Genomic DNA, 26473 nt, shown 5'->3' on the forward strand with positions numbered 1-26473 from the left:
TCAGCCAGTTATAGAGCTTTTGAGCCATGCCCGTCAATGCGGGGCGCACGCGGTTGCGCGCCTGCTCTCCTCGCAATGTTGCCAGAACGTCCTGGTGGCGCGTTCCAGCAGATCATAGGGAATCGGTCCTGGATCAAGCCGTGTTTTCGCGCGTGCAGGCAATCATGGCATACAGGGTGCGAATGTTCTTTTCAGGTTCACTGCCATCATCTGGATAGAAGCGCCAGAAGTGGGCGTCCACCGAGCGCTCATAGCGACGAAGATACCAGGCCGAGCATCCCGTTGCGATGTACCGTTTCCGCTGTGGATGCCCTAACGTATTTCAGCAACGACGCGCTCGCCGATTTGTTGAAATATAATTGATGAGTGGGAACTTCATTTCCTCAGTTGATACCAGCTTCTGCTGGCGCTCCAGATCTTGCAGCAAAGTTCTGGTCGTTACGATGCAACTGCCGTAACTGCTCCAATGAGCGCTGCGAAATGACCTCACCCAGGACACTTCGCATCCAGTCCCACTGTTTGATCGATTTGTGCAATGCGTGTTGAGAGTTTCTGTATCAGACCAAGTAGACTCTCCAAATCCGCCTCTGGAAACACGTTGTAGAGCATGATGTGTGCGAAGGAACTGCCGATACGGTCAACGCGTCCAGCTCGCTGGATGAGGCGCACAGGATTCCAGTGCAGATCATAGTTAATCACGACGCCTGCGTCTTGCAGGTTCTGTCCTTCAGAGAGAACATCAGTGCTGATGAGAACCTGGATTTCTGCCCCATCTGGTTGCCAGAGTTGATCACTGGGATCTCCGGCGGGCGGTTCGCTATTGGTGCAAAACGTTCGATCAATTTACGGCGCTCCTCAGGCTTCGTGTTCCCACTAATGAGGCCAAGCACAGGCTTTCCTGCCTGTTCCTGCCAAGTAGTATCGTCAAGGAGCTGCTGATGCAGATAGGCCGCAGTGTCATGATAGCTGGTGAAGATCAACACCTTTTGCTCCTTGAGCGTACCAGCCAGCACCGTTTTCACCTGACGGACCTTATCGTCACCGTTCCCACCAGACCCATTCTCGCGTACCCTTTTGAGCATCAAGAGAATACTGTTCAGGACCGTAATGTCACGATTGACGCCCTCCTCGATGCGCTGCATATTGTAGTCTTGCGTGAGACAACAGGGAGCGCACTGATGATTTCATCGGCGCGTTCTGCTCGCTCCTCACCGGCTTCAATTGCGAGCAATTTTCGGTAGCTTGCAGCATCCAGGAGCTTCCCTTCGCGAAGCATTTTGAGAAAACCGCTCTGGAAGAGTGCCTGGCGTTTGACGCTTTCCTCAAATGCTGCGGCAGAGCTTTCGAGGCGCTTGAGATAGAGCATCTTCATCAACGCAATGAGTGCGTTGTTACGCTGCTCGTCTTGCTCACTGGCTTTTGTTTTATTGTGGGCATAGGCGGCGAGGTTATACGTGACAAGATGCAGACGGTCCAATGCACTTGTGATTTCGTGATAAAGCCCTCTATAGGTGCCATCCAGGTCGTAATCAATCCGTTCTAGCATACGCTCGGGAAAGCGTACGGGCTTTCCGCTAACAACCACTTCTTCACCTGCATCCTGGCGGCGGCGAATATCGGCCCTGCTGCGTCGGACAGTTGTCTCCTCCAGGAGATCAAAGATTTCTAGCCCTCCCTCCATCGCGGCTTTGAAATACGAGCGGAGATTGCTAATACCCATCTGTCTATAAAAGTGTTCTTCGCCTCGTGCCAGCAGAAGCAACTGGTGGTAAAAGTCGTAGAGGCTGTTGTTCACCGGGGTGGCAGTCATCAGGATCACGCGTTTGCGTCTTCCCCCGGTCAGCAATTTCATCAGATTGCGATAGCGGTTGGTGTTGGGGTTGCGAAAATTATGGCTCTCATCTACCACCACCACATCGAGATCGCGATAGCGTTTCCAGTCAAAGTCAGCGCGGCCAATCTCTTCCTGACTCAGGACGTCCACAACTGGAATCCCATATTCGACCAGGCGTGGTCGCCAGACCAGATCGCGTAGTTGCGCTGGACAGACAACTAGACCACGTGGTATCCGCCCGCGCTTGCGCTTGGTGAGTAGTTCTCGCTCCAGCAAACTCAGGCCAATATAGGTCTTTCCCAGGCCGACGGCATCAGCAACAAGCACGCCACCCCATTTGTCCAACAGCCGGAGAGCCTCCGCTTTTCCTTCTTCCTGGAAACGGGCTAGATCCACTGTGGCCACGCGATCCTGCTCGAGCAGAATGCGCTCTTTGAAATACTCATAGAGTGCTTTCATGAAGACTTCAAAAGGAGTATAGTGCTTCGAGCCGAATTTAGAGGCTCGGAGTGTCTCGATGAGATCAGGCTTATAGTCCTCACTCTGCAACCATTTGCCATCAAACCACTCACGTAGTCCTTGGCAACTGCCTGGCTCATACTGGTCAGCATCAATTCGGAGTTGCGTGTCAGACCAGAGGGTGTGAAATTGCTAGAGCCAACAAAACTGATCTGGTCAAAGATATACGCCTTGGCGTGCAGGAATGGGCCACTGAATAGCCGTACCTGGACCTCATCGCGCATGAGAAACGCTAAGAGTGTATCCACTAACTCGGCGTGCTGACGATCAAAGTTGAGGCGGGCCAGATCATCAGCAATCTTGGCGCGATAGTAGCGGCGCAGATCCACGGTCTGTGGGCCTCCAGTTGGTACATCTGGGCGTTCGCCGAGGAGCAGACGAAACGCATACAGTTCGGCAAAAGCATTACCGACAATGCGCCAGACATCCGGGGCAAAATACCCAGTGGCAATGTCCAGATGTTGCTGCTCTGCCTTCAGGATGGTCTGAGACAATGCTTCGGCAAAGATTGTCGAAGCATTGTCAATAATATCTGGCGGAAAATAGGTCATACCTCTACCTCCTTGTTCACAGCGTCCCGCTGCCCACGCCGTCCTGCACCTAACTGTGCCCGGCGCCCTGCATGCCAGCGTTCAATTTCAGCAATCTCTTCTTCCGAGAGACCGTAGGTCTGATAGACAATCGTGTCCACTTCACGTTCCATCACAACGGCTTCAGGTCCCTGCCCCTCTAGCGCTTGCAACTGATCTACCAATGCTGCCAATCGCGTCTGATCCTCCAGGGTTGGTTCGACAATGGGCAATTGCTGCATGTACAAATTCTTATATCTAAAGAATCCCCCACGTATCACTGGCGATATTTGCATAAGCACAAAATCTAGTAGGTTAGAGTTGAGCATAGCTGTAAGATAAACTGCATGTGTGGGGATACAAAAAAGAGTTGCATCGGGATAGGCACCTGATCTATCAAAGCTAAATTCCGCTCTCGGCGCGATGTCAGGATAAATAATCTTCGGCATCTTAAAATGTCCATAATAGTCCACTGAATCTTGAATTTCATACCACTGATAGTTTCCCGGCTTGCGTCCTAGGCCTTCTTTTCCTGGCTGTCGAGGTTGTAAATCTTCTCTAAATTGGCTCAAGTAGCGCTCAATAGCTGGATATTGTTTGATGTCAATTCCTCGGCGGGTGAAGATCAGTGACTGTCCCATTGAATTGATGACATAGCGTCCCACATTGCGCCCGCGCAATAATGGCTTGATTATCTCAGCACTACGTGGGTCTTCAGCAACGAGACGATTTCTTGTTTCCTGATCGATCATAAATGCTTTATTCAGGCCAGTCTTGATGCCAAAATACATTTTGTTGTTGACATAGCGGCCCAATGGCGTGCCCATCAGCATTAGCTTTTGTACCAATGCTGATACCGCACTGTTACTCGCCGGAGGCTGGACACCTTGGGCCTGGAGTAGCGTCTGGGCTGAGCTTTCAAAGATAGTATTCAGCCTTTCCAAATCAATGTGGTTATCAGTCACCAACCCACGATAGAAGTAATCCGGTGCTGGCTTGCCCTTGGTTGTTAGCACGATGCAAGGATAAGCGGCAGCATCAAAGACAGGAGCATCACCAAAGTCCAGAATAATCTGCATCTGCGTCTGACTGGCCAGTAGAGCACGTAGGCTCTTGCCATAGCCAGCACGGAAGAACTTGTTAGAGGAGATAAAAGTTAATGTCCCCCCATCGTGCAACAGTTCCAGCGCGCGGGCATAGAAATAGACATAAAGATCAGCCATGCCATGTTGTACATTTGGATAGGTGGCCTTCAATGTGCGCAATGTTTCCTGTGGTATACGTTCGTGACGCACATAAGGCGGGTTAGCGATGACAATGTCAAAACCATCCTTCTCCTCAAATATGCTCGCAAAATGTAGTCGGTAGAGGAAGAGTGGCAGCTCCTTGCCTGCCTCCAAGTTAGCCATCGCCTGCTGAGTGATCTGGATGATGTGGCGTAGTGCCTCGATCTCAGCGCGGTTAGCCTGTGTAGACAGGACATTCACCAGCGATTTGCTCAGGTGGTCGAGCCGCTCCTGATTCTGCTGTTCTCGCTCTCGTAATGCTGCTAATACTATGGCACGCTCTGTCTGTACAATTTCTTGCTTGATCACGTTTGCCGATCTGCTCCCTGATGGCTGAAAATACTCCTCCTTCAATGTACGCAGGTTGTGTATGAGCCGCTGCGTCTCACTCTCTACCAAGGAAAGCTGATTCGCCTTGCGATCAGGGCGCGTAGGATAGATTGCTGTGCCATCGATCGTCTCGATCAGGGAATCGCCAGCCATCAGTTTGAAGTCGAGGTTAGGCAATGGCTCCATCTCGAAGGGGTCGGCATCCACCACCAGCGAGAGCCAGAGCCGTAACCGTGCAATCTCGATAGCTTCATGTCTGACGTCTACTCCGTACAAACAGTCACGGATAAAATTACGCTTCCAGCCTTCTACCAGTGGCGTCTGGTGCTCTACCGAGACACCACCCACACGGAAGAGCGCTCTGCGTACGCCCACAAGCAGCGCCAGCATGCCCAGCGGAAAGGCACCTGAGCCCACGGCAGGGTCAAGCACACGGACCTGCTCTAGCGCTCGGTCTACCTGTTCCCGAAGGGAGCGCGGAAGGCTATGGGTGTTCAAGAATGGCTGACCGTTTTTGTCACGTACGGGTTCACCCGTCTCAGCCTCATCCAGTAGCCAACCTAATGGCTCATTGGCAATATGAATCTGACGAGTTAGATAGGCAGCCAGGGCCTCGCGACACATAAAAGTCACAACCGGGCGCGGAGTATAGAACGTACCACTTTTGCCACGTTCCTCTTCTTCCAGCAGGTTCTCAAACACCTTGCCTAGCATTTCTGGATCAAGGGCTACCTCTACCTCTAATGGGGTATCCTCCTCAATCGTAAAGTTGTGATTCTCCAAAAAGTAGAGCAGCCCATCCTGGTGGCGGATATCAAAAAGTTCGTTTGCAAGCACGACTTGACCAACATAGTCTTCTTCATCTGGAGCAAAAAGACCGCCATTGAGATAGGGCACCCGTCCAAAACGCGATCGTGCTTCTAGCCGAGGCATATTCAACGTTTGAAAGAATAGTGGCTCCAGCACAAAACGATAGAAATTCTCTTCCTGCTCCCATGCTGCTTCATACCGGCTCTTGATAAACTGGTGGTCGCCATTGAGCGCGCCCTTCTTCTGCAAGAAATAGAGGAACATCACTCTACCAAAGAGTCGTTGCGTGAAGGTATGTAGCCGTGTAGGTTCAGCAAACGCTGCAATAGTTGGGTTATCCTGCCTGATGCGTTTCTGTGCCAGCTGGAAACGCCGGGCATATTCGTGGTAAAAGGTATTCGTGAGTCGTTCAACATCGAATGCCTCACATTGCAGTTTGTAGAATTGTCCAGCGGAGATGCCATTGGCAGGAAACACGATACGGTTGAGAGTATCAAGGTCATGACGTGTGGGGTTGCTCCGTTCCACCAGTAGCTTATGCAATTTAACGCGCACATGTGCCCTTCACCCAGTCGTCGTGTGTTCACAAAGGCTAAATGCTCAATCACCTGTTGACCACGTGCATCATTCATCGTAAAGACCAGCAGATGCTCACCAGTGAAACGTCTCGTCCAAGCCTGAGCGACTCCACGAATGATAGCACTTTTACGTGCTCCACCTTTCAAGTCAAAAAGGGTGACCGAAAGCAGTGACTCGCCAGGTTGCGAACCGCCTATCTGAGCGACAGGATAGCGTCCATGAATACCATCGCGCAGGTTTCCAGGTAAATCACCTATATCAAACGGAACATGAATGGGCATCGCTTCGACAGGATAGCGCAGTTTGCGAAATAAGGTAAAAACGGAGGTTATATCGGTGCATGTTTCCAAGTCGCGTTTGGTAAGGGTGGGAGATATAGAAGAGCGGGCTGCCATAATAAAAGATCCTTCTTCTAGTGCAAAAATAGCTCTTGGGGATATAGATAGAGTGAAGCACAATAGATGAACGAGTGTCAATATTGGAATTTGTATAGTAGTATTTATGTGGAGAGGCTAGGTCTAGCTGGATAGATCTGATAGCATATATTCAGTATCTGGTGCAATAAGAGGTTCGGGTAGCTCTCCATTAATTGGTGAACGTTCCCAGCCTTCTCGCCTCAGCGAGGACCTGAGCCAAAACATACTTGGTAGGACGCCTGCGTGAGCGTTTCGGGTGAGTCTGCTGAGCGTTGGCTTGCTTTCGAGGACGACCACGTGGCCGTTGAGGCTTGGTTGCTGACCCTTTACTCCAGCACGCAGGAGCCACTTTGTACCAGAGCAACTCATGGACACTCCAAAGATGATCGGTGAGCGCAGCAGCCATGGCAGGCGTCGTCGAACATCCAAAATAGGCTTTCTTGGAGAGTTCCTGATGGGAGAAGCAGAAGTTGTAGGTACATCCAACCAGATACATTCCCTCTTCGAGCGTTTCCATGCGAGCTGCCCCATGGCGGCATTTGCGCGTCAAAAACGCAAGGCGCTCGCGGAAGGTCCCATTCAAGCGCTCGATAAAAGCCGTATTCAACTGGGTACCTCCTTTGCTCATCAGCAAGAGCTCTCTCGCTTTCTCCTGGGTTCCTCTGGTTACCTTCCGTGTGATTTCTACGACGCGTTTTTTCTCGGTGCGCTTGATAACGGTGGCGATACACAGATCAGGCCACGTCTCAAGGCGGCATCTTCCTCGCCCTACATGCGTTTTCACTTTCTCTCGAAACGCTCGGACGATACTTTTGGGATAGGCTGCAAACCCATCGGTGCACACAAGCAAGCCTTGGATGAATTGACATCCTGCACGAACCTGCTCAAAGAGCTGATCAATGAGACTTCGATTTCGGTGGTGGCTCACAACGCCAGCCAGCCACAGGCGCGACGTGACCTCCATCGCCAGAGCCATCTATATGATCATGCTCCTTCCTTTGGCTCGGATCTCATCGGCTTGAACATGCCGAGCGTTGACCCGCCCTTGCTCCACGACGGCACTCTGCACCCGTTGGCACTGTTTGCCTGCCCGCCGTCGCCATGCAGCTACGGTTCGTTCGTCAAGTTCAAATGCATGGACAATGGCTTGAGAAGGACATCCATAGGCAAGTAAGGTCACCACCTGCTCCACCTGGCATTCCTCGGTACGCAGCCCTTCCAGCATCGTCCCTTTACGGGCACTAAAGGTCTTTCGACATATCTGACATCGGTATCGTGGCCGCTTGCGTCCATGAATACTGATGTTTCCTGCCCCCTTTTTGCCTCTTGCGGAACACGTCTCGTTGGGGCAAAATTGAGAGGACGCGTCCATTGGCTCTGTACTCTTTTGCATAAGCACAGCATGTCTTTGGACGCTGACTTTTTCAAGCCCCTCTGACCTTTTCACCAGTTAGCGCGGTGCTACCGAGGTTCGTAAAGCCGAATTTAAATTCGTATCTTAAACAAAGAAATTGGCTCAAAATCTCCTATTTTTTATTGCAAAGGAAGCTGCATATAATGTCCATACTCATGTGGTTGAGCCTGGGGAGATGCAAGTTCAGCAGAAACAATCGCCACTCCCTGATCATGCTTGATCGCAGTAACGATTGCTCGCTCTGTTTACTGTTTACCTGTTTACCATATCGGTTTATAAATGTTACCTGTGTTGCGGAACCACATTTGTAGCCCGTTCACTTTTATCATCAGATCCAGACGATGTATATCTCCCGAGAAGGTTAGTATCACGGGGGCAAGATCAGTAGGTGGGGACCTATCAGCAGGTGCGTATGTTCCGCGCCTCCCCCTGGCACCTCAAAAATAGAGATTTGCCCTTTGAGGTTGATTGCCGTGAAATGGGTTGGAATCGCTGCATCGCGTTCATGCCCCACTAAGTGATCGAGCGGGGTGGTGCGCGGTCGACCATATTGTATATCGTCCTTGAGCGTTATGCTCCACTCCATCAGGAATTGCCCGCCTATAGCAAGAAGGAACGCACAGAGCATTCCTATCCCTATGGGTAGCGGCCAGGAGCCGCTTTGCTTTCGCACGCTCGTGTGCGAGGAGGATGTGGTTTGATGTTGCAAGGGAGGAACGTCGAGGGATGACGTTGGTCGCGGCTTGGTCTTTGTCAGTTGAGATGCTCGTGCGACCTGCACCTTCTCTGCTTTCTGTGTCTCGCTCACAGGCTGGCGACGAATGACCAGGCTTCGGGGAGCGAGACGAGTCTCCTCTTCAATGGCGACGGGCATGGCAGGTCCTCCTTCAGGCTGTAAGGCACAACTAGACAAGGTAAGAAATAGAGGGGCCGGAAACGCATCAGGAGAGATACGGTTTAACAACGGAAACATACCTGATCCGAGAGAGATGAAGCAAACCCAGTTATCCACGACCTTTCCAGGCAGATGTGGAAAGGATGTGGATAATTCAGCGAAGAAATGAAAAGCAATCGTCACTACCTAGTGCGCGGCTCAGCAGCCCAGCGGCTAGGAGGCTGACAATGGCTAACGTGAGGAAACGCTAAAATTAGTGATAGAGGAAATAACACTAAGGTTTCTTGGCAAACTCAACTCTCACCACGGTCTCACCTTGGCTGTACACGATATACACTTCATTCCCATTCGTTTTGACCAGACCTGCATCAATCGCATTTCTCATCCGCTGAGGGACGGAGCTATGGAACCGCTTCTCTGTCGCACGAGGAAACGGCTTATTCCCCTTGTCAGCAATCCAAGCCCGTGCTAGCTGATGACGCTTCTCTTTGTCCTGCTCTTCATAGGCCGATACCTTGCCCTTCTTACTCAGAGCATAGAGATAGTTATCCAGAGTACTCCAACACTTCACGCACAACGTCAGATCATCAGGCGTCACATCATGCATCCCTGCATAACCGTACCAAATATGCCCACAGTGTACACACTCAAAAGGCGCGATGGTGCTACGATGCTTCGTTACCTTCTCTGTCTGGTTCATATGCATTCCTTTCGTTCAAATACCTGGTGCTTCCCTTCCAGATGTACGAATACCTTACCAGCTATCTACCCTACGGTGGAAGACCATCCAAGCTCTTAATGTAATATTCCAACTCATTAATATTCAGCAGTCCAGCGCTCCTCTATCGCTAGAGGAGTAGTGTTACCCCTGTATTGAAGCAATATTCTTAGCTTTCCTCGTTTGGGAATGGTTACGAAAGAAACTTTTCCCAAGTGCTCTCAAAAGTGATGGAGCGATCTGGTTGGAGCACCACATCGGCATACCCTTCTTCTTTTTGAGCGCTGATAACAATAACCAATTTCATCTGATGCGCCCCGTGAAGAGATAACGCTTTCCCAGCCGCCTCCGGCGCAGTAGCGGCTTCAAAAGCATACTCTGGAATGGGGCTATTGATTGGCCGCACACGGGAATCTTGGAGCTGCACTCGATACGAAATCAGTTTCTGGAAAGCTTCCTCTGGTGACCCGCTAGCGTGTTGATCGGTCTGGGCTTCAATGTTTTCGGGTTGAAGAATCCGCAGAAATTTGGCACCTAACGACTCTTGCGCATCTCCTTGCTCAAGAATATCTTCAAGTAGAAGAAGGAATGAAAGGTAGTGTTTCGAGTGTCCTTGTGCTTGCCAGATTCGTAAAACGCTTTTCAGTTGGCTTAACGCCGGGCCTGTTGGTTGGTCGAGCTGTTTTCTATAATAATCGCCTGAATTTTCCATTTCACGCTCCTTGTACAATGCAATGCTTACATGCTGGTTTCTTATACGCGATGCATATCAGCATAATGACGTTTCCGAGTCTCTATTTCGTGAAGAGCATAATAGACAGTACGATATTCATCGGGCATACCGAGGAAAGAAGCGTCATAGGTCTTCAATCCTTGCTCATCCTCTACAAGAGGGTGGACATGACCAAGCCTCGCATCCAGTGACAACCAGAAGCCCGCTGTCCCCAGGAGTGCCTGTGCCTGCTGCTCTGTCAACTTCTCGTCGACTAGGCACACATGGGCGCGATCTAGAATCTCCCACAACGCGCTGTAGAAACCCCCTTGTAGGAACTTCAAAAAACTAAAGGCATATAATAAGTCGGAGCGAGCAGCATCAACATCGATGATTGACGCGCCATCAACAATTTCGGCCAGAGAGGTGAGTTTCGTAGCAAGCGGCCCATTCTCCAATTGTTGTGTACTCATATGACGTTTCTCTCCGAGTAAGGCCATATCGAGCTTATCGGCCGCATAGGCGAGACCTGAAAGAGCAGTGTTAAGGCTGAGTTGTGTCTCTTTGTTCATAATTTGCATCCTTTCTTTTGCTGAGTCAGCGAATCTCAAGGCGGTCAAAGTACGCGAAAGAAGCGTTCGAAGCGATACCATTTCCAAAGATGATACCCTGACCAGAGCAGGGTAAGCACAAAACATGCTCCCGTAACAATCGCGAGCCATACCAGGGGTGGAGTGAAGGTTGCTGTCACCAGGGACAGAACATCGGGCAATACGGGCAAAGAGAAAAAATCTCTATAAGTTCCGCACTTCATTTTGGAAAGAGTAATTCACCCTTTTTGCCTATTTGTTTTATATATTCTTGTGCTTGAAGCATGAAGGCGGGTATGCTTATCTTTGAGGAAAAAGTGCCGACTCCATCACTTCTCGGTACTTTTCCTATCTAAGTGGCAAGGATGTGAATTTACCTCATGAAACGACAATGGCAACAAGAAGAACTTCTCCATGAATGGACGCTCCACCTCGAAGACAAGCTGCTCCTTGAGAACAAGTCAGGAGCCAATCGCCTCGGTTGTGCCCTCTTGCTGAAGTATTTTCAGCGTATGGGACGTTTCCCCCAGCACAAACATGAGATTTCAAGCAATGTCATTTCTCATGTCGCTGCGCAAGTTGGGGTTCCTGCTGCTGACTATCTCCAATACGATTGGGCTGGGCGCAGTATTAAAGAGCATCGCGCACAGATTCGCACAGTGCTCAAATTTCGGGAAACGACCGTTGCTGATGGAGAAGCAGTAAGCGCCTGGCTTGCTGAGCATGTGTTACCTCATGAACATCAGGAAGATGCCGTTCGCCAAGCATGTTACCATCATTTGCGCACCCAACGTCTCGAACCTCCCACCCCTCAGCGCGTCACACGCATTGTCCGGTCTGCCTATCGAACCTTTGAGACAGCCCTCTATGAGCAGACCTATGTCCAACTTGATGAGACAACACGTCAGGCGATTGACGCCTTGCTGGTTGATGAAGCACCAGCGCCCGATTCGCTTCAAGAGGGACGCGAGGATGAACCGACCACCCTGCATGAATTGCGTATGGACCCTGGGCGAGTCGGGGTGGAAACTATGTTGACTGAGATCGCCAAGCTGCGGCGTATTCGTCGGCTGGGCTTGCCTGCTGATCTCTTTCATCATCTCTCTCCCAAAGTGGTTCGTGTGTACCGCCAGCGCGCAGGGACAGAAACTCCCAGTTTGCTTCGTGCTCACCCCGAGCCAATTCGCTTGACATTGCTGGCTGCGCTTTGCTGGCAACGGAGCCAGGAAATTACGGATAGCCTGGTTGACCTGCTGATTCAAATTGTGCATCGAATAGGGGCGCGCGCTGAGCGGCGCGTTGAAGACGTGTATGTTCAGGAACTCAAAAAGGTTGCAGGCAAGGAAAGTATTCTCTACCAGATTGCTGATGCCTCGGTCAGAAATCCAGATGGGTTGGTGCGTGAAGTGGTTTACCCTGTTGCCAGCGAAATGTTGCTGCATGATTTGATCAAAGAGTATGAGTCAAAAGGGCCTCTTTTCCGTCGCCAGGTCCATGTGGTCATGCGCTCTTCCTACCGATCTCACTACCGCCGTATCCTTCCCCATTTGCTCGATGTCTTAGATTTTCGCTGTAACAATGACCAGTATCGTCCCATGATTCGTGCGCTCACGCTTGTCAAGGATTATGTTCATAGCCCTCGGCAGTTTTATCCCCAGGAGGAAATCATCCCCATCAAAGATATTGTGCGCCCTAAGTGGCGTGATCTGGTCGTGGAGAAGGATGAGGATGGGGTGGAACGGGTGAACCGGATTAATTATGAGGTGTGTCTGTTACAGGCACTGCGTGACAAGGTGCGGAGCAAGGAGATCTGGGTCAAAGGAGGCTCGCGCTATCGCAATCCTGATGAAGACTTGCCCAAGGATTTTGAGGAGCAACGCCTGGAGTATTATGAGGCGCTCAAGCAACCAACACAGGCGCAAGAGTTTACCGATACGCTTCAAGCTGCGATGCAGCAGGCGCTTTCTTCTCTTGATACAGCCATGCCTCGCTTAGCTCCAAAGGTCAGGGTTTCGACGCGCCGAGGCGGCTGGATTCACCTCTCTCCCCTGGATGCCCAGCCTGAACCAGTGAACTTGTCACGGCTCAAGCTGGAGGTGAGCAGGCAATGGCCGATGACAAGCCTGCTTGACATGCTCAAGGAGACCGATTTACAAGTGAATTTTACTGAGCAGTTGACCAGTATTAGCCAGCGTGAAGTGCTCTCGCGAGAGGTGCTTCAGAAGCGCCTCCTTCTTTGCCTGTACGGGTTAGGGACTAATACGGGCTTCAAACGGCTCACCAGCGCAGATCCTGGAACGACTGATGCGGATTTGCGCTATGTGCGTAGTCGCTATATTCACAAAGAGCAGTTACGCAATGCGATCTCGACAGTCGCGAATGCGATTTTTCAGGTCCGCAAGGAGGAAATCTGGGGGAAGGAACAACCGCCTGTGCCTCCGACTCAAAAAAGTTTGGAGCCTGGGACCAGAATCTGCTCACCGAGTGGCATATTCGTTATCGCGGCCCTGGCATCATGGTGTATTGGCACGTCGAAAAGAAGTCCACCTGTATTTATTCGCAGGTCAAAAGTTGTTCTTCGTCAGAAGTAGCAGCCATGATTGAAGGGATTTTGCGCCACTGTACGGATGCTGAGATCCAACAGAACTATGTAGATAGTCATGGGCAAAGTGAAGTTGGGTTTGCCTTCTGTCATCTGCTTGGGTTTCGTCTCCTCCCTCGCCTCAAAGATATTGGCTCCCAGAAACTGTACCGGCCAGAGCTAGGCAAACCAGAAGTTTATCCCAACCTTCAGCCGGTGCTTTCGCGCCCGATCAACTGGGACCTCATTCGCAACCAGTACGATGAGATGGTCAAGTATGCAACAGCTCTGCGCCTGGGAACCGCTGATGCCGAATCCATTTTGCGCCGTTTTACCCGCAACAATGTACAACATCCTACCTATCAGGCCCTAGCCGAATTAGGAAAGGTCATCAAGACCATCTTTCTCTGTGAATATCTCCAATCCGAGCAGCTCCGACGCGAGATTCATGAGGGTCTTAACGTCGTTGAGAATTGGAACTCAGCCAATGGCTTCATCTTTTATGGCAAAAGTGGAGAGATTGCGACCAATCGTCTTGACGATCAAGAGGAGGTAGGGCTAGGATCACTGTAAAAATCGATCATAAAACAATTTGTTATATTTGTTCAAGAACAGGATCGCCGCCAGGGTTGTTCTGGCCGCGATCCTCCGTGTTTGCCTCATGTAGAGTGTGCCACTCTCATGGTTCTTGAACAGGCTCGATGGGAGCAGGTTCTGTCGGCGCTTCCAGGGGAAAAGTCAAATCGTCGGCAATGAGAGCAGGAACGGCTGAGAAATCAATCTCATAATTGCCAAAACGCTTGATGTGCCGGGTCTGGTAGGGGGAGAGAGCAGCCAGTTCATCAATGGTTGGGATACACCCTTCACGTGCCAGGGTATTGAGTGCAGCACTGATTTCTAATGTGTTATCCAGAATAATACAGCTGGTGAGCAACCCGGTATACTTGACAAGTTTTTCTTGCTCCTCAAAAGCGCGTGCATACATGGTTCCGCCTTCAGCGAACCGCACCCAATCTTCGAGCGCGTTATATTGCTCCACTTTATTGGTGGCGCGGTGAATCACCTCCCGCAGTTTCACATCAGAGATGAGCGTGAGCAAGAAGACGGTCCGATTGACACAACCCAGTGCATGAAACGCCTGATAGAGACGGTTCTTGTGGCTGGACGTAGTCAACTTGCGCAGCAGCATAGATGGCAAGACTTTTCCTTCCTGGATCGAAATGGCAACTCGTAGCAGATCTTGCCAGTGCGTCTGGAGGAGATTCCAGTCAATCACGTTGTCATGGAAGAGGGCATCAATATGTTCGTAGACGGCCTCTCTGGAAGGACGGTAGAACTTGAGATCCTTCCAGTTGCGGATGCGGGGCAAGAGCTTGATCCCCAACATGTATGAGAGTCCAAAAACGGGAAGGTTCTGCCCCTGGGTATCCGCATGAATCGTGGTTGGCGACACATCGGACCGGTTACGGATCAAACCATCGAGGATATGGACGGCCTCCCAGACCCCGCAGGCGATGAATTGCGTAAAGAGCATGATATACATATCGCTGACATGATGGTAGGCAATTCCGCCGAACCCGCCATAGCGAATGTGCTGCTCTGCCAGAAGATTCTCCTCTGCCAACTCGTACTGGGTTCCATCCGCAGCAGCACGTTTCTCATCGCCCCAGTAGTGCGGGAGGGTATAACGATTGAAACAATTAATCACATCGCGCAGCGCGGCATCCAACTTCTCAGCGGTCATATGTCGGCGGTCAATATGCGCAATCTGATCGGCAGAGAGCTGGCCTCGCAGATGCCTCGCCATCTGCTGCGGTCCCAAATTTGTTCCATACGCAAAGATCGCCAACGCTTGCCGTTCCCAGGCATCGTCCGTTTTGGGCTCATTGCCAGAAAGTGGCCCAAGATGACGACGAAAGCCGGTCAAGTGCTCAATACGCACAATCACATCCAGCAAGTGCCGCTCTGGAATCTTTTCACGCAATGCTTCTTCTAATTGGGCCAGCCCGTCGGGCGGTCCTTTCGTCCGCGTTCTCCTGAGTGAGGGTTCACCCTTTTCATTGATCATCAGGGAGTGATTCTCCGGTCTGGTCCGGTCTACTTCGGCGGCCATTTCCGTCAGCCAGGTGCGTAGATGGGAAACAAAGCCTTCCGCCGTTGCGGGAAGATTCAACTGATGACAGTAGGCCACGACTTTGGGTTCACATGCTTCCCAGGACAGCAACTGGTCTCGGTAATCCGCAAACTGCTCTGAACCCGCCACACAGAGATCGCCCGATTTCAGCTCTTCCGCCAGATAGGAAAAGACGCAGGTCTCCAGATGGTGGCGTGCGAACCACGTTTTCCCTTTGCGCCTGGCCAGGACCGTTCGTTGCCATTTCTTGCTGGCAAAGGGAAGATCAAACGTTGCTTCCAGATATTGTTTGGGATTCTGCTCGTGGGCTATGATGAACTGCATCGCCTCGATTAATGTGAGATCTGAGGTGGTTGAACGAAAATCCAACGTCTTGATTACTTGGAAGAGAGCACGGCGATGACTGCCATAAAATTTTTTGAGAAAGGGCTGGTAGCGGTCCCCATGATGGGCGCTGACCTGCTCACATTGCTCCAGGAGTAACGCTTGGCCCCCAGCTCGCTCCAGAATCGAGCTGACGAGACTTCCTCGGTCTGCTGCATCTTTCGCGTCCGCGCTTGCCTGCACCACGTCAGCTAGGACCTCGACGAGATGTTCGGTGATGGTTCGTTCCTCTTTTCGCAACCGTTCCAGTTCCTGCTTAGTGGTGCATCCACCAAATTAACGGACATTGGCCGGGATGGCAATCCCAGATGAACGACGATGGCGATGACGCCGCCTTCGCCCCCAAACGAAAGGATGACGATGAGCGTTCCAGTAAACTGTCGCTCGATCAATAGCATCGCAGACCTGTTCCCAGGTCTCGAAGCGCCGCCCTTTGAGCGCCAGGGAACGCAGCGTTTTCCACCAGGGCTCAATCAGGTTCAAGTAAGCGGCATAGGTCGGCTGGAAGACGAATTCCCAACGCGGATACTGCAAAGCAAACAGCAGAACATCGGTTGCCCGATGCATTGCCAGATTATCCAAGATCGCGTAGATGCGTTCGACGCTTTGGGGAACCCACTGCTCAACCAGGTTGAGAAAATCGATCCAGTTTTCCGTCGTTCGCCGGTCGTAGGGCCTCGTCAACGCCTCGCCAGTGGCAGGTTGAAAGGCACCAAAGATATACCCCTTGGCCCGGCGTCCATAGTCGATCTCCTGGCTGGCCCGCTCGGCGGGCTTGCCCTTCTCTGGAGCGGGATGAGCATGAACCAGTTTCTTCCCCAGAAAACTTTTCGCCGACTCAGGGCCCATTTCATCGAGATTCACGACGGTGCTCCTCTTTGGTGGAACCGTGTAGAGGGTGGTAATGAGCCCCTTTTTTTGGCGAAGTCGGGATCGACCCGTTCGCCAAACCAATGCTCATCTTTGCGCCATCGCAGCCCTTCCGCCTGCAAGATTTCGTTGATCCAGCTACGCTTGATGGCGATCCCTTTTTCCTCATTGAGGTACACCTCAAGCCGATCTAGGGTCCAGTGCCCAAAGGGCAAACCGAGGTCATCGGGCTTGGTAAGAGCGGTCGCCACCACGACTGAGACCTCCTGGGGACTATATGTTGGCGGTCGCCCGGTTCGGTCCTCATCAAAGAGTCCAGGTAATCCTGCCTCGTTAAAGCGATGGAGCCAGTTGCGCACGGTATTCTCCGCGACTCCTAACCGGGTTGCGATCTGGGGAACACGCTGTTGTTCGCTCGCCCATTGCACTATCTTGGCTCTTTCTACCTGCCTTGCTGGCGCTGTTCTAGAACGGCTCAAATGCTCTATCATCTTGCTTTCTTCGTCAGTCATCGCTCGTACTTGTAAAATCTTTGGCATGGAACACCTCACTTTTGAGATGTTCCTATTTTACCATTACTTGGTGGATGCACCACTTAGCCTTCTCGGTGAGTCGTGCGATTCGTTTGAGAAACATCTGGACAATCTCGTCGCGCGTGGAGACGGTAGACTGAAAAATAAGGCACGCCAGCAGGGTGAAGCGCTTGGCCTCGGCGAAATCCAGCAGGTCAGACGGGTACAAGCTGCTCGCTTCTTGTGCCAGATGGGTGATTTTCGCAGGGCGCACCTCTTCTAGCAGTGGCTGCATATTTCCCAGTGATTGAAGCCAAAGCAGACGACTCAACCATTCATCCAAATGAGTCAGGGTCGCGCTCTTAGGTGCTTCTTTGATGCGATCGAAAGTGGTAAAGGGAGAGGTTCCATCTCGTTGGAGTAAGCGCGAGAAGATCTGCTGCTGCTCGGTGGGAGAGTGTGCAAGGACACGCTGATAGATGCCAGTATTGACGAGGCGACGAATGCGCCAAGCCATACGGTCCAAGGTGCTAAATGCGGGAAGCTCATAGTGCTCGATGAGGAGCGTTTGTGTGGCTGCATTAATCAAGTCAGCAGGACTCTCCATCACCTGAGCGGCTTGGTGCATGGCATGGGCAGCACTATGGCGCATCTCCTTTCCCTGGCTTTTGATTTCAAGATGGGTCCGAATTGCAGCATAGTACCGATAGAGCGTGGCAGAAGCGATATCGGGTACAACATCGGGAGGATACTCCATCACCGAGCGGATATGACTGATGACGGCTCCAGGGATCGTCTGCAAATCAGGAAAATACTGTAATCGTTGATAGACCTTGAGTAAGATCATCAACGCGAATTTCTGTGCCGGTCCACGAGCATGGGTAGCGACAAAGGCAACATCTGTTGGCGTCGGAGTGAAAATAGTGCGCAGTTCTTTCACCGAAGGGGCGCGAGTGAAACGAGGATAGGCGGTTCGTTCAATCGCCGTCATAGGCGCATCTCCTGCCCGTCACAGATTTCTATGAGACTGGCCCATAGATGCGGGCGAATACGCTTATCTTAACGGAAAAACTGCCTCATCAACCAAAAAAGGCATACCACGCTAGGACCATCAGCTAGGTACCTGGCTATCCAGAAAACGGGCATTTGTTGGACTCTGCCATACTCTGCACTCTCCACGCACGATCTCCCCGCCTGATCTGTCCAACAATCCGTTCATCAAACAATGTCCAGCTACTTGTCGAGAAAGATAAGTTCCTGTACACTCTGGACAGAGAACCGAGACCCAGGGAACAAGGAGTGCAGGCAATGAAGATTGGCTATATCCGAGTCAGCAACGATAAGCAGACAACCATCTTACAAGAGGACGCAATGAAGCACGAGGAATGCAAGCGTGTGTTCACGGACAAGATGACCGGGAAGCGGTTTGACCGCCCGGAATACCTCAGGATGTTGGACCTTGCGCGGCCTGGAGATGTGATTGTCGTCTGGCGGCTTGATCGTCTTGGCCGGAGTCTCAAAGAGTTAATCGAAACTGTGACGGATCTGGCCGCGCGTGGCATTGAGTTGAAAAGCCTGAAGGAAAATATTGACACCACCACGCCTACTGGCAAGTTCATGTTTCACATCATAGCAGCGCTGACGGAGTTTGAGCGCGATCTCATCAGCGAACGCACCCAGGCCGGATTGGAGGCCGCCAGAGCGAGAGGGCGTAAGGGCGGCAGACCTGCCGCCACCAAAAAGATGAGCGTGGCCAACCTAGAACGCGCAAAGGAGTTCTATGCCAGCCGAACGATGAGCGTCACAGAGATTATGAAACGTACAGGGTTTCGCAGTCGGACCACATTTTATAAATACGTTGTGCATGTTTGAATCCCATGGCTGATCTGGACCAAAAACCAGGAAACAATATCACGAAAAAGGAGCCAAAGAGATACATGCTTGCTCTCTCTGATCTGCGTCATGCCTGGAAACTCTCACCTATTCTCTCCACATGGACACCTGCAACCGGGACCATCCATCGCACACTCTTGCTCAAGACATCTAATGGGAACTACGCGCTACGTGCCTATCGATATACATCTGATGAACACTGGCGCATCCTCTGCGAACATGCCCTCACCACTTATGTGAAAACTCATGGCCTTCCGGCTCTCACCCCTTTACCTTTAGCAAATGGAGAGAGCATTCTTGAGCATGGAGGGTGTTTTTATGCGCTGTTTCCGTTTGCTCCAGGATACCAAATTGCTCGTGGTGACCTCACGTTACATGAGGGAATGCTTATGGGGCGCTTCTTGGGGCAACTTCATCAGATTCTTTCTGATTATCCTCATGACCGAGTTCCCCACCGTTCGTTTTCAATCGATCTCACAACGACGCTCACAACCATGGAGGTCATTGAAACGGCGATTCGTTCCCAATCACATAAAAGCGATGAGGACAGACAAGCATTATCTCGCTTAGCCGAGCGTCGTGCCTACCTGGCAACCGCGCCATCAATCAATATGGAAGATCTTTCATCGCTTGAGCAGCAGGTCATTCACGGCGACTATCAGGAGACCAATCTGTTCTTTGAAGATGGCCAGGTGAGTGCGGTCATCGATTGGGATCAATCATACGTAGCTCCCCGTGCCTGGGAAGTTGTACGAACCCTCCATTATGTTTACAAACTTGAGGGAAACGCATGCAATGCCTTTCTCGACGCGTATCGCTGCATCTTCCCGCTCACCTCAACAGAATTGGAAGTGGCGGCTAGCGCCTATGGGTGGATGCGGGCACATGATCTCTGGCATTACAAGGCCATCTATCTCGAAGGGAATCAACGCGTACGAGCGTTTTTACAGCCGGGGCCTTTCCTTCCTTTTGCGCAGCGATGGGCCGCACTCCGAGATTTCTTGCAAGAGAGATAACAGAAAGACGCATGGACTACTCGTATCTCGGCAAAATGGGATTGGTGAGGAAATGTACCTCTCTCTACACAAACAGCAAATGAAGAAAAGTCCGCTTCCCTCCAGTCAAATGAGCCAAGAGGACCCAGAAATATAACAAATTGCTTTATGATCGATTTTTACAGTGATCCTAGCCCTACCTCAAGAGGTGGCGGTGCTCTGCTTGCACCTCTTGCAGATTTGCCTCGTCTTTGTGAACACCCTAATGATCCAGCAGGTCTTGGGGCGACCAGAATGGACAGACAAGCTGACGGTTGCAGACTATCGGGGCCTCACACCGCTCTTTTACACCCACGTCAACCCCTATGGAACCTTCCGTTTAGACATGAGCGAGCGTCTTCGCCTGGGGCATAATCGATGAATGAAGAGCGCATGCAACGAACACCTGCACAGAAGAAAGCAAAAGAGCTTGCGAAGTACCTTCGTAGTGAGCGACCAGATTATCACTATCTCAAAAGTGTGTTTCGTGAATTGCGCCAGGAATTGGACATTGAAGTTCCACACGCTCCCAAGCGATTGCCCTCCATTCCCACAGAAGATGAGCTTCAACGGTTTTATGAAGTCGTTTGGAAGTGTCGGCACTTCAAAGATATGATCTTGATCAAAACCCTGTTTTACACGGGCATCCGTGTGAGCGAGCTGGTTTCGTTGCGTTTGGTAGATGTAGACCTCTCTCGCTGTCAAATTCGGGTGAATCGAGGGAAAGGGGACAAGGATCGTCTGGTTCCCTTTCCTTTGGCATTCCGTGAGCTTCTGGGCTTGCATATGCAACAAATGCAAGCAATATCAGCAACCTATCTCTTTGAATCTTCCCGCCGCCACAAATACAGTGACCGAGGCGTGCGCAAAATGTTGGAACGTTATGCTCATGCGGCAGGCATCACGCGCTCCATGTCGGCTCTCCGCTACGTTGCGTGTCACCAGCCGCAAGGTAGCGGGCATGGAATGCGTAACCTGTATATCCGTATAACCTTAGTTCCTCTTGTCGTTGGAGTCGGCACTCTTCACTTACGGCTGAGTATATCGAGAGACATTCATGAGCACAAGGGACTAAGAGAAAAATAGCCAAAAGAGGGAAAGTTCACTTTCCCATGAAGAAGTCGGCACTCTGTTCTTTTCCGATGCTACTTCGCGGCTGGTGACAGTAACCTTAACTCCACCCCATATGGCTTGTCCATATGTGGGTCAGTTTCGGAGAACGGAATAGTGAAATAGGTGTGAATTCGCGTGGTGAATGGATGTTCTTCAACTAGATAGAAGGACAACAAGGGCATAGCTAGATGCTACGCCCTTGTTGTTTTAATCTTCCACGTGCTCAGGCACTACCGACACCTGTGAAAGTGTCAGGAGCAACCACAGTGACCACTTTCGTCGATCGCCTGCCCGCACGAATAGCAGGTGCCGCCAGGGAGAACGACGCGACGGTTCTGGAGCTTCGTGAAATGCGACAAAGCAAATCCTCCCATAGAGAAGGGATAGCTACTTTGGGCATAAGGCCCACTGCTGGATCCCAGAAATCTGTTCTCCAGCCTTAACATGCTTACATCATTGGTAAGAGATGTCGCATGCCAAGTCGTTGTGCCATGTAGGCAAAATGTCCTCATCCCTGACTGGTTCAGCGAGCCTCAAGGTGAGAGGCGCGATCCATTGCGGGAAAGAACAGTTCTCTCAGCAAGCATCGGTTCAGCGAGCCTCAAGGTGAGAGGCGCGATCCATATGCTTCACAGAGAAGCAGAACTTCAATTGATTCCATGCTTGATCATTGAGCAGATCACCAGTGCGCGATCCTAAGGCGTACCCTAGGTTCAAGCTGCGAACCCAATGAACTGTTCACAGAGAGCAAAATCAATCTTCGCTTCTGCCAGATTGTCAAGTAACTCTAGTATGCAAGAAAAAGAACTTCATTCCCAGGACAGACCCAGGACAGAGATAGGTCACTTCCCGGTCAAAATACATTGATAGCCCCTCAATCTGTTTTTTTTCGGTTGTACTTCTGATGTTTTTACTAAAAATGAAGGAGGCCAATGGGGAAGAGTTACGTTTTCTCCGGTAGGAGGGGTGGGAAGAGGAACAACCATCACGGGATCGTGAGCTGGGGTGCGGCAAGTTTTTTTGCGCGAGGAGCCTGGTCAAAGGCTGCTTTTTTAGCCCGCTACGTTGCGGCTGGTGACACGCAACGTAGCGGAGGGCCATGTCGCCACATAAATGGCGGCATTTTCTCTTTACCTGGCTCAAGAAACAAGGGGTCGATGATGCCCTTATCCAACCGTATTCTGGTCATGAAAGTCGCCAGTCACTGGAAATCTACTCACGCCTCTCCCTTGTCGAAGCTCAAGAGGCTTACGAACAGGTTATGAAGCAGTTTCCTCTCCAATAACAGTGTTAAGATGTGATAACATCTAAACACCAATAGGGAAGAAAGTTTTCAGGTAAAAAATGAAAACTTTCATTTCTAGAGAGGAAATAGAATGAGGCTCACCAGCTGGGCTGATCCCAGCCTAGATCAAGAAATGTTGCGGTCTTTCATCGACACAACCTTTTCAGCCGACGTGACTTCTGTTCAAAAAAAGGCTGAAGGAGCTTTTGGGATTATCTATGTGGTCCAAACGACCCGCGATCCTGGGCAAGTGGTGATCAAAGCACATAAATTCCCAGGCCGTGGTCTCGTAGAACAACGACAACTTGAAGTATTACGTAAATATGCTCCTGTCCCAGTCCCGCACGTCTATGCTCTTCACATCGCTCCAGATACCTCCTATGAAGTCCTGATCATGGAGCATCTCCCTGGGGTTGAGGGCGGCAACTCGGAGAGCTTAATGAGAAGGCACGTGAAAAGGTTGCGCGTCACATGATCGAGGTCCAACGCGCTCTCCACACTGTTCGTAGCCCCAACGGGTATGGACGTTTCGATGGGCCTTACTATGATACATGGTGGGACTATTACGGTCAACGGGTTAGAGCCATTAATCAGCTGATCCAACACCCTCTCTCTCCCGCAGAAAAACTTCCCACTCTTATTCGGGAGGTCGCTCAGCATGCACTTGATCGGGCGAAAGATATTCTGGGTCATCGTCAAGGGGAAGCTGTGCTTATTCATAGTGATTATTGCCTTGGCAATCTCCTCTTTCATCCCTCAACCTATCAGGTAACTGGTTTGATTGATCCTCTTGATGCCGAATGGGCAGATTATGAGCTTGATCTCATTCACCTAACCAAGAGTCACGGCAAGAGATTTCATTTACTTGAAACCTACCAGCAGATGATCTCTCTGGATCAGGACTTTGAGCTGCGGTATTGGTTCTATATGTTCTGGACATGGCTCTATTACTATGCACTTATTGGCCTCTATGATGCACAATGGTACCCTATTTGCGCAGAACGATTGAAAAACGTGATGATGGAAAGAGGACTCATGTAAAGATTATGTGAGAACCTCAATGTTGCAAATCAGGAAGGAATCTATTATCCATGATCGTTTCTCCGGAACAGGTCACGCCTGTGTGGTTGACGAGCATACTACGCCAGGCTAGCCTCCTCTCACGTGGCAAAGTGTTGGCGATTGATCAACAGCCAACTGGAGCTTTTAACTCGGCTACCATACGTTTATTGGTCACTTATACCCCAGACACGTTGGAGGGAGTACCACACTCTTTCATTCTCAAGTGCAGTAATGGTACCGCATGGGGCAATCAGGCTAACCGCAAGGAGGTGCAATTTTATCAATTTATTGCCACACTACCAAACTATCCGCCACTGATGGTGCCTTGTTACGGCGCAGCCTTTGACGAGATGAGCGATGCATCATATCTTCTGCTTCTTGATCTCTCGCCTACGCATCTGGTGCCGGTTCCCCGAGATCAGCAGATTGCGATTGAGAAAGGGGAGAATGTGCCGGCCGAGGTCTATATCGAGCGAGCTATCGATACGCTAGCGGCTTTCCATGCCTACTGGTGGGAGCATGAACTGCTGGGTAGCGAGCGTGTCCCAATTGATTACAATGACATAGATTTCGTAGGCTACTGGCAACGGCGGCGTGAGGCGGTCGAATGGTTGTTGCATCATGAGCGTGAGTTCCTCTCTCCCCAAGTGCAAACCATGTGTGCTCAGACAGCGGCTCACTTTGATCACTGGTGGACCGACTATCTTGCACCACGTATGCAAGAGAAGTCGCGCATAACGATGATCCACGGCGACGCCTATTTTGCGAATATGCTCAGTCCACGCGAAGGCACCATGGGCGCAACCTACCTTATCGATTGGCAGTCAGCAGAACCCCACGTGGGGGCATTTGATCTGGTCAATCTCTGTGCCACATTCTGGACGCGAAAACAACGTCATGAGAGACAGCGTGAACAGCGCATCCTCCAACGCTACTTCACCCAGCTCCAAGCGCGCGGCGTGCAGAACTATAGTTGGGAGAATTTGCTCCTTGATTATCGTCTGGAGATTATCGAGTGGCTACTGATTACTGTTCAAGATGCCCGTAATGGCTCGAAACGTAGCTACTGGCAGCCCAAGCTACAATGCATGACAGAGGCCTTTGAGGATTGGCACTGTAGCGATTTGCTGATTCCTGGCATGCAATGATGGCAAGATAATTGCCATTCAAGTCTGATACATGCTCAGAGAAAGCTTTTTAAAGCAGTGTATTCAATGGCTCCGTTTTAACACGACCTGTGACACTTCCTTCAACACGAAGACGCGACTCAATTTGCTTGAACGATCTCAAGAACGAGGGGAAGCTCAAATAATATTTTGTTCTTCCTCTCTGTTTATACATTTTACGCCCGATACCCCGCCCCTGGTGACAGCAACCTTCACTCCACCCCTACCACGGGGAAGACATTGAGTGCGAAAAGTTCAATAAGCACGATCGGAGCAGGGAGAGGTGAATGCTCCTTTTGTGGTGACGGCTTATGGCCAGGAACGCTCTTCGCGTTCCTCTGCGACCGGAAGAGAAAGCAGCGGCGCATCCTCTTCCTGACGTTCTTCGCGTTCTTCCTCCCAGGAAGGAATGGAAAAACCAAGCTCCAGACGAGCCTCACGAACCTCAGTGCGTGAGGGTTTACGAGACACGCCCGCGATACCTCGTTTTTCGTCGTCCTCTCGCTCTTCCCGTGACTCATCTTCAAGTGCCAGCAAGGTGCTGCGCATCACGGTGGCAATCTGGCGCAGGCGTTGGTCAATCAACGCAAGGTCACGTTTTTCCCGCGGCCGATCCACCAGGTCTTTGATGAGGCGCATAGCAATCTCCACATCGCGATCTCCATAAAAGTTGAGCTGCTGGAGATGCTCCACCAGATTCTTGAGCTGGACGACAGCACGCGGCTGAAGGCGCTCACGCGTTTTCAATGAGGCTAAGACATTGGTCGTAGCATCATAGAGCAGCCCACGCAATTGGCTGATGATGGTGGTAAAGAAGAGGTCAATCTGTTGTTCTTTCTGTTCGCGGGCGCGCCGTACCACATCCTCATTCATTTCACGCATCATGCGCTGTCGCTCTTTGGTTCCTGCTTGCAACCAGCGTAGCTCCCGCTGCTCCTGCGGCGTGATGCCTTCAATCGTCACTTTATCCAGTGGTGCTTCCGCCCCTGGCATTGCCTCCATCTCCGCTCCGGCCAGGAGTGGGAGATCAATATAGGTTGGGCTGACGGTAAACTCAAAGGTGTTCATAATGTCCTCGGCCGAGGGAAGCATCTGACGGATCTTATGGCGCACGCCAGCAAGATAAAATATCTCGCGCAGCCGCTCCCGCTCAGTCAGAGCATCTGGATGGAGTTGGTGCAATATACGATACGACTGCCGTGCGGCTAGCACATAGTCAGTCAGAATCTGCTTACGGATTGCAGGATAATCGCGCAGTAAATCATCACGTACCTGGTAATAATCGAGCTCAAGTTGGCGCATCTCTTCGCGCCAGGGAATATAGGCAGTAACAGGGATAAATGGCCCCCAGATGGTCTCATAGGAGCGCGCGGTGACGAGTTTGCGAGCACGGTACTCGATCTGCTCAATGCGGTCCAAATAATTGCGCGGCAAGAGATTCTTCATCCCCAGGCGAAACATCTCATGCATTTTGTGGCTGATCTCTTCTGTCGGGAAGTGCAATCCCAGATCGGCAAAGGTGAGTCGCTTGCGGAAGCGTACTCGTCGGATATGAACGCGCACCACCACCCCCTCGCCCATGAGTGCGGCCCAATCCACCGACTCCATGTCAGGTTCATCGAGAATGGCAGCTATAATCTGTGCCTTGGTTGGCTGAACGTCCTCCACCGCTGGCTGCGGCGTCTGCTCACGATCCTGGATCTCGCTTGTCTTCTTCATCACGCTTCCCCTGGAGCCAGTCTGTGAAAATTTCATGTTCTGGATTTT

General features: G+C 51.1%; 23 protein-coding genes and 3 pseudogenes. 9 read left to right on the plus strand and 17 right to left on the minus strand.

The genetic code is table 11. The features are described 5' to 3' along the window. Positions 1–486: 486 nt before the first annotated feature. The 12 genes from K3T82_RS46685 to K3T82_RS46730 all read right to left on the minus strand — a co-directional run bounded on the left by K3T82_RS46685 (position 487) and on the right by K3T82_RS46730 (position 10863). The gene (locus K3T82_RS46685; protein ID WP_307811446.1) at positions 487–762 is read right to left on the minus strand and encodes a C-terminal helicase domain-containing protein; all 276 of its coding nucleotides are present in this window, start codon (positions 760–762) and stop codon (positions 487–489) included. After that, complete coding sequence (locus tag K3T82_RS48840) at positions 696–1142, minus strand: hypothetical protein (RefSeq protein ID WP_236031960.1); 447 nt, start codon at positions 1140–1142, stop codon at positions 696–698. The genes K3T82_RS46685 and K3T82_RS48840 overlap by 67 nt, the downstream gene beginning before the upstream one ends. Further along, positions 1097–2293 carry an SNF2-related protein gene (locus tag K3T82_RS46690; protein ID WP_220200297.1) on the minus strand — a complete coding sequence of 399 codons (1197 nt, stop codon included), beginning with the start codon at positions 2291–2293 and terminating at the stop codon, positions 1097–1099. Before K3T82_RS46690 ends, K3T82_RS48840 begins: the two co-directional genes overlap by 46 nt. Further along, positions 2290–2904 carry a phospholipase D-like domain-containing protein gene (locus K3T82_RS46695; RefSeq protein WP_220200298.1) on the minus strand — a complete coding sequence of 205 codons (615 nt, stop codon included), beginning with the start codon at positions 2902–2904 and terminating at the stop codon, positions 2290–2292. Before K3T82_RS46695 ends, K3T82_RS46690 begins: the two co-directional genes overlap by 4 nt. Next, a complete protein-coding gene (locus K3T82_RS46700; RefSeq protein WP_220200299.1) occupies positions 2901–5903 on the minus strand; it encodes an Eco57I restriction-modification methylase domain-containing protein in 3003 nt (1000 codons plus the stop codon). The genes K3T82_RS46695 and K3T82_RS46700 overlap by 4 nt, the downstream gene beginning before the upstream one ends. A 609-nt stretch (positions 5904–6512) precedes the next feature. Then, positions 6513–7319: a hypothetical protein gene (locus tag K3T82_RS46705; protein ID WP_236031961.1), complete on the minus strand. Its 807-nt coding sequence runs from the start codon at positions 7317–7319 to the stop codon at positions 6513–6515. Beyond that, on the minus strand, positions 7320–7715 hold the full coding sequence (locus K3T82_RS48845) for a hypothetical protein (protein WP_236031962.1): 396 nt from the start codon (positions 7713–7715) through the stop codon (positions 7320–7322). A gap of 409 nt (positions 7716–8124) precedes the next feature. After that, positions 8125–8631, minus strand: coding sequence for a hypothetical protein (locus tag K3T82_RS46710; protein ID WP_236031963.1), 507 nt, complete (start codon positions 8629–8631; stop codon positions 8125–8127). 295 nt (positions 8632–8926) lie between these two features. Continuing rightward, positions 8927–9352 (minus strand): hypothetical protein, encoded by a 426-nt coding sequence (locus K3T82_RS46715; protein ID WP_220200300.1) that lies wholly within the window; start codon positions 9350–9352, stop codon positions 8927–8929. 211 nt (positions 9353–9563) lie between these two features. Then, positions 9564–10082 (minus strand): hypothetical protein, encoded by a 519-nt coding sequence (locus tag K3T82_RS46720; RefSeq protein WP_220200301.1) that lies wholly within the window; start codon positions 10080–10082, stop codon positions 9564–9566. 41 nt (positions 10083–10123) lie between these two features. Then, entirely contained in the window at positions 10124–10654 is a 531-nt protein-coding gene (locus tag K3T82_RS46725; RefSeq protein WP_220200302.1) for a hypothetical protein, read from the minus strand. Positions 10655–10698: 44 nt separating this feature from the next. Next, positions 10699–10863: a hypothetical protein gene (locus tag K3T82_RS46730; RefSeq protein WP_220200303.1), complete on the minus strand. Its 165-nt coding sequence runs from the start codon at positions 10861–10863 to the stop codon at positions 10699–10701. A 189-nt stretch (positions 10864–11052) separates the two neighbouring features. Between K3T82_RS46730 and K3T82_RS46735 the strand changes: the two are divergent. Further along, positions 11053–13802 (plus strand): annotated as a pseudogene (locus tag K3T82_RS46735) (Tn3 family transposase); the annotation flags it as partial. 130 nt (positions 13803–13932) lie between these two features. Here K3T82_RS46735 and K3T82_RS46745 read toward each other — a convergent pair. The 4 genes from K3T82_RS46745 to K3T82_RS46760 are packed head-to-tail and all read right to left on the minus strand — an operon-like array spanning position 13933 to position 18144. After that, the gene (locus K3T82_RS46745; protein WP_220200305.1) at positions 13933–16011 is read right to left on the minus strand and encodes a Tn3 family transposase; all 2079 of its coding nucleotides are present in this window, start codon (positions 16009–16011) and stop codon (positions 13933–13935) included. Between the two features lie 36 nt (positions 16012–16047). Continuing rightward, positions 16048–16635, minus strand: coding sequence for a transposase (locus tag K3T82_RS46750; protein ID WP_220200306.1), 588 nt, complete (start codon positions 16633–16635; stop codon positions 16048–16050). Continuing rightward, a complete protein-coding gene (locus tag K3T82_RS46755) occupies positions 16632–17180 on the minus strand; it encodes a helix-turn-helix domain-containing protein (RefSeq protein WP_220200307.1) in 549 nt (182 codons plus the stop codon). Before K3T82_RS46755 ends, K3T82_RS46750 begins: the two co-directional genes overlap by 4 nt. A gap of 25 nt (positions 17181–17205) precedes the next feature. Continuing rightward, positions 17206–18144, minus strand: a complete 939-nt coding sequence (locus tag K3T82_RS46760; RefSeq protein ID WP_220200308.1) for a DUF4158 domain-containing protein — start codon at positions 18142–18144, stop codon at positions 17206–17208. Positions 18145–18461: 317 nt separating this feature from the next. Between K3T82_RS46760 and K3T82_RS46765 the strand changes: the two genes are divergently transcribed. From K3T82_RS46765 to K3T82_RS46800, 8 genes and pseudogenes are all read left to right on the plus strand, one after another. Further along, a complete protein-coding gene (locus tag K3T82_RS46765) occupies positions 18462–19025 on the plus strand; it encodes a recombinase family protein (protein ID WP_220200309.1) in 564 nt (187 codons plus the stop codon). Between the two features lie 65 nt (positions 19026–19090). Continuing rightward, positions 19091–20062 (plus strand): phosphotransferase enzyme family protein, encoded by a 972-nt coding sequence (locus tag K3T82_RS46770; RefSeq protein WP_220200310.1) that lies wholly within the window; start codon positions 19091–19093, stop codon positions 20060–20062. A 181-nt stretch (positions 20063–20243) separates the two neighbouring features. Next, positions 20244–20462 (plus strand): annotated as a pseudogene (locus tag K3T82_RS46775) (Tn3 family transposase); the annotation flags it as partial. A gap of 11 nt (positions 20463–20473) precedes the next feature. Continuing rightward, the gene (locus K3T82_RS46780; RefSeq protein ID WP_220200312.1) at positions 20474–21166 is read left to right on the plus strand and encodes a tyrosine-type recombinase/integrase; all 693 of its coding nucleotides are present in this window, start codon (positions 20474–20476) and stop codon (positions 21164–21166) included. A 1123-nt stretch (positions 21167–22289) separates the two neighbouring features. Next, positions 22290–22478 (plus strand): annotated as a pseudogene (locus tag K3T82_RS46785) (tyrosine-type recombinase/integrase); the annotation flags it as partial. A gap of 91 nt (positions 22479–22569) precedes the next feature. Further along, on the plus strand, positions 22570–22953 hold the full coding sequence (locus K3T82_RS46790; protein WP_220200314.1) for a phosphotransferase family protein: 384 nt from the start codon (positions 22570–22572) through the stop codon (positions 22951–22953). Continuing rightward, positions 22950–23519, plus strand: coding sequence for an aminoglycoside phosphotransferase family protein (locus K3T82_RS46795; protein ID WP_220200315.1), 570 nt, complete (start codon positions 22950–22952; stop codon positions 23517–23519). Before K3T82_RS46790 ends, K3T82_RS46795 begins: the two co-directional genes overlap by 4 nt. 50 nt (positions 23520–23569) lie before the next feature. After that, on the plus strand, positions 23570–24688 hold the full coding sequence (locus K3T82_RS46800; protein ID WP_220200316.1) for a phosphotransferase family protein: 1119 nt from the start codon (positions 23570–23572) through the stop codon (positions 24686–24688). A gap of 327 nt (positions 24689–25015) precedes the next feature. Here the strand turns inward: K3T82_RS46800 and K3T82_RS46805 are convergent, their stop codons facing one another. Next, on the minus strand, positions 25016–26461 hold the full coding sequence (locus tag K3T82_RS46805) for a hypothetical protein (RefSeq protein WP_220200317.1): 1446 nt from the start codon (positions 26459–26461) through the stop codon (positions 25016–25018). Positions 26462–26473: the final 12 nt, after the last annotated feature.

This window comes from Ktedonospora formicarum (assembly GCF_016587355.1).
Lineage (GTDB): Bacteria > Chloroflexota > Ktedonobacteria > Ktedonobacterales > Ktedonobacteraceae > Ktedonobacter > Ktedonobacter formicarum.

Excerpts from the sequence above, each read along its gene's own strand:
- K3T82_RS46720 (WP_220200301.1), bottom strand. The coding sequence starts at position 10,082 with ATGGAAAATTCAGGCGATTATTATAGAAAACAGCTCGACCAACCAACA.
- K3T82_RS46710 (WP_236031963.1), bottom strand. The coding sequence starts at position 8,631 with ATGCCCGTCGCCATTGAAGAGGAGACTCGTCTCGCTCCCCGAAGCCTG.
- K3T82_RS46770 (WP_220200310.1), top strand. The coding sequence starts at position 19,091 with ATGCTTGCTCTCTCTGATCTGCGTCATGCCTGGAAACTCTCACCTATT.
- K3T82_RS46790 (WP_220200314.1), top strand. The coding sequence starts at position 22,570 with ATGAGGCTCACCAGCTGGGCTGATCCCAGCCTAGATCAAGAAATGTTG.
- K3T82_RS46760 (WP_220200308.1), bottom strand. The coding sequence starts at position 18,144 with ATGACGGCGATTGAACGAACCGCCTATCCTCGTTTCACTCGCGCCCCT.
- K3T82_RS46725 (WP_220200302.1), bottom strand. The coding sequence starts at position 10,654 with ATGAACAAAGAGACACAACTCAGCCTTAACACTGCTCTTTCAGGTCTC.
- K3T82_RS46795 (WP_220200315.1), top strand. The coding sequence starts at position 22,950 with ATGATCGAGGTCCAACGCGCTCTCCACACTGTTCGTAGCCCCAACGGG.
- K3T82_RS46780 (WP_220200312.1), top strand. The coding sequence starts at position 20,474 with ATGCAACGAACACCTGCACAGAAGAAAGCAAAAGAGCTTGCGAAGTAC.
- K3T82_RS46705 (WP_236031961.1), bottom strand. The coding sequence starts at position 7,319 with ATGGCTCTGGCGATGGAGGTCACGTCGCGCCTGTGGCTGGCTGGCGTT.
- K3T82_RS46715 (WP_220200300.1), bottom strand. The coding sequence starts at position 9,352 with ATGAACCAGACAGAGAAGGTAACGAAGCATCGTAGCACCATCGCGCCT.
- K3T82_RS46805 (WP_220200317.1), bottom strand. The coding sequence starts at position 26,461 with ATGAAATTTTCACAGACTGGCTCCAGGGGAAGCGTGATGAAGAAGACA.
- K3T82_RS46695 (WP_220200298.1), bottom strand. The coding sequence starts at position 2,904 with ATGACCTATTTTCCGCCAGATATTATTGACAATGCTTCGACAATCTTT.
- K3T82_RS46800 (WP_220200316.1), top strand. The coding sequence starts at position 23,570 with ATGATCGTTTCTCCGGAACAGGTCACGCCTGTGTGGTTGACGAGCATA.
- K3T82_RS48845 (WP_236031962.1), bottom strand. The coding sequence starts at position 7,715 with ATGGACGCGTCCTCTCAATTTTGCCCCAACGAGACGTGTTCCGCAAGA.
- K3T82_RS46765 (WP_220200309.1), top strand. The coding sequence starts at position 18,462 with ATGAAGATTGGCTATATCCGAGTCAGCAACGATAAGCAGACAACCATC.
- K3T82_RS46755 (WP_220200307.1), bottom strand. The coding sequence starts at position 17,180 with ATGCCAAAGATTTTACAAGTACGAGCGATGACTGACGAAGAAAGCAAG.
- K3T82_RS46690 (WP_220200297.1), bottom strand. The coding sequence starts at position 2,293 with ATGAAAGCACTCTATGAGTATTTCAAAGAGCGCATTCTGCTCGAGCAG.
- K3T82_RS48840 (WP_236031960.1), bottom strand. The coding sequence starts at position 1,142 with ATGCAGCGCATCGAGGAGGGCGTCAATCGTGACATTACGGTCCTGAAC.